Genomic DNA, 2,971 nt, shown 5'->3' on the forward strand with positions numbered 1-2,971 from the left:
CGAGGGGATGGACCTGCCGCCGGTGCTGAACGTGGCCGAGCATGAGGCCCGTGCCGGCGTCCGGCAGATGGCCAATGTCCTGGCCGACGCGGTCGAGGCGATCCTGGGGGCGATCTATCTGGATGGCGGGCTGGAGCCCGCCCGCGCGTTCGTGCGCGCGGCGTGGAACGAGGCGATCGTGGCCCAGGCGCAGCCGCCCAAGGACCCCAAGACCGCGCTGCAGGAATGGGTGCTGGCGCGCGGCCTGCCTTTGCCGGCCTATCGCACGGTGCAGGTGGACGGTCCGTCTCATGCGCCGCGCTTCGTCATAGCGGTCACCGCGGCCGGACAGTCGGCCGAAGGGGTGGCGGGCAGCAAGCGTGCGGCGGAGAGCGCCGCCGCCGCCGACCTGTTGCGGCAAATCGTCTGATGCCGCGTCGAAAGGAAAAGGAATCATGACCACGCGCTGCGGCTTCGTCGCCATCGTCGGGGCGCCGAATGCGGGCAAGTCAACGCTGCTGAACCGCATGGCCGGCGCCAAATTGTCGATCGTCTCGCCCAAGGCGCAGACGACGCGCTTTCGGGTTCTGGGCATCCTGATGCGGGGGGCGAGCCAGATCCTGCTGGTGGACACGCCGGGCATCTTCAAGCCCCGGCGCAAGCTGGACCGGGCGATGGTGGCCGCGGCCTGGACGGGGTCCGAGGATGCCGACATCACGCTGCTGCTGGTCGATGCGCGGCGCGGCCTGGCTGATGACGTGCACGCGATCGTGGCCCGGTTGGCCCGGTTGGCGTCATCGCGCCGGCGGGTGTGGCTGGTGCTGAACAAGACCGACCTGGTGGACCGCCAGGCGCTGCTGCCCCTGACCGCCGAATTGTCGTCGCTGCTGGATGTCGGGCAGGTCTTCATGGTCAGCGCGCGCAGCGGCGACGGGGTCGAGGACCTGCTGGACGCGCTGGCCGCGTCGCTGCCCGAGGGGCCCTATCTTTATCCCGAGGACGACCTGACCGACCTGCCCGATCGGCTGCTGGCGGCCGAACTGGTGCGCGAGCAGATCTTTTTGCAGACGCACGAGGAAGTGCCCTATGCTGCGACGGCCGAGACCGAAAGTTTTCGTGAGCAGCCCGACGGCTCGGTGCGGATCGAGGTCACGATCTATGTCGCGCGTCCGGGCCACAAGGCGATCCTGATCGGCGAGAAGGGCAGCCGGATCCGCGCGATCGGCGAACGCGCGCGCAAGGACCTGTCGCGCCTGCTGGATCGGACCTGCCATCTGTTCCTGAACGTGAAGGAACGCGCCGGCTGGGACGAGGAACGCGCCCGCCTGCGGGCCATTGGCCTGGACGACGCGTCGTAACGGTTTCGCGGGCGGGTGCTATTCTGCGCCCGTCGGCTTGTGAGCGGTCACGAGCGGCGATAAGAGGAATTGCATGGGTGAGGTCCGGCCAGGGCATCCCCGGCGTTCGTTCACATTTGGAGGATCCGGGGCATATGACCGAGCAAGCATCAGAAAACGGCCATGATTATCGGCGTGTGCTCCTGAAGATATCGGGCGAGGCCCTGATGGGGGACGGCAGCTACGGCATCGCCCCCCACATGGTCGACACGATCGCCGGCGACGTGGCGGCGGTGGCGCAATCGGGGGTCGAGGTCTGCCTGGTGATCGGCGGCGGCAACATCTTCCGCGGCGTCGCGGCGGCGGCGCGCGGCATGGACCGCGCCCAGGGCGATTATGCCGGCATGCTGGCCACGGTGATCAACGCGCTGATGGTGCAGAACGCGCTGGAACGCCACGGGGTGCCGACCCGGGTCATGTCGGCGATCCACATGTCGTCGGTGGCCGAGCCCTATATCCGCCGGCGCGCGGTGCGGCACATGGAAAAGGGCAGGGTGGTGATCTTCGCCGCCGGCACCGGCAACCCGTTCTTCACCACCGATACCGCCGCCGCGCTGCGGGCGGCGGAAATGGACTGCGACGCCCTGCTGAAGGGCACCCAGGTCGACGGCGTCTATTCCGCCGACCCGCGCAAGGACGGGAATGCGACCCGTTTCGAGACGTTGACCTATCTGGACGTGCTGGCCAAGGATCTGCATGTCATGGATGCCGCGGCGATCAGCCTGGCGCGCGAGAACCGGCTGCCGATCGTGGTATTCAACATCCACGCCCCGGGCGCGTTCTCGCGGGTGATGCGGGGCGAGGGGCTGTTCACCCGAATCGTCGAGGCGCGCTGAATGTTCCGCGCCGTTTGCGCGACGGTGCCGGACACGGGACGATGAGACAGGGCGGCGCGTCGATACGCCGCCCGTTTTGACTATGGAGGGCCATTGTGGCTGCTGATCAGAAGACACTGCTGGATGACCTGACCCGTCGGATGGACGGCGCGCTGGAAAGCCTGCGCCGCGACTTCGCCGGTTTGCGGTCCGGTCGTGCCAGTCCGGCGCTGCTCGAGCCGGTGCGTGTCGAGGCGTATGGCGGCGAGGTGCCGCTGACGCAGGTCGGCTCGATCGCGGTGCCCGAGGCGCGGATGCTGACGGTCCAGGTCTGGGACCGCTCGCTGGTCGGGGCGGTGGAGCGCGCGATTCGCGACAGCGGGCTGGGCCTCAACCCGGCGGCGGACGGACAGACAGTGCGCGTGCCGATTCCGCAATTGACCGAGGAACGGCGTAACGACCTGGCGCGGACGGCCGGGAAATACGCCGAAAACGCCAAGATCGCGGTGCGGGGCGTCCGCCGCGACGGCATGGACCAGGCCAAGGCCCATGAAAAGAAGGGCGATATCGGCCAGGACGATGTCAAGGTGTGGTCGGACGCGGTCCAGAAGCTGACGGACCAGTATGTGAAGCGGATCGACGAGATGCTCGCGGAGAAGGAACGCGAGATCAAGCAGGTCTGAGCCCGTCGTGACCCTTCGGTCCGTGCCCGGCCCGCTGGCCGGGACCACCATGAAGCGCGCGGCAGGGGACGCCGGCGTCGCGGCCGATCCCGACCGG

4 protein-coding genes are annotated in these 2,971 nt (G+C 68.5%); all 4 read left to right on the forward strand.

Features of this window, described 5'->3' with window-relative positions; all coding sequences use genetic code 11:
* Window positions 1-409: ribonuclease III family protein (locus tag HUK84_RS13870; RefSeq protein ID WP_246285687.1), on the forward strand; the 409-nt coding region annotated here is incomplete at its 5' end.
* Between the two features lie 25 nt (window positions 410-434).
* A complete protein-coding gene (era, locus tag HUK84_RS13875; protein ID WP_176640816.1) occupies window positions 435-1,337 on the forward strand; it encodes a GTPase Era in 903 nt (300 codons plus the stop codon).
* A 134-nt stretch (window positions 1,338-1,471) separates the two neighbouring features.
* Window positions 1,472-2,212 (forward strand): UMP kinase, encoded by a 741-nt coding sequence (gene pyrH, locus HUK84_RS13880; RefSeq protein WP_176640817.1) that lies wholly within the window; start codon window positions 1,472-1,474, stop codon window positions 2,210-2,212.
* 95 nt (window positions 2,213-2,307) lie between these two features.
* Window positions 2,308-2,874, forward strand: coding sequence for a ribosome recycling factor (frr, locus tag HUK84_RS13885; RefSeq protein ID WP_176640818.1), 567 nt, complete (start codon window positions 2,308-2,310; stop codon window positions 2,872-2,874).
* The last annotated feature ends 97 nt before the right edge of the window (window positions 2,875-2,971 follow it).

It is taken from the genome of Nguyenibacter vanlangensis (genome assembly GCF_013376155.1).
GTDB lineage: Bacteria > Pseudomonadota > Alphaproteobacteria > Acetobacterales > Acetobacteraceae > Gluconacetobacter > Gluconacetobacter vanlangensis.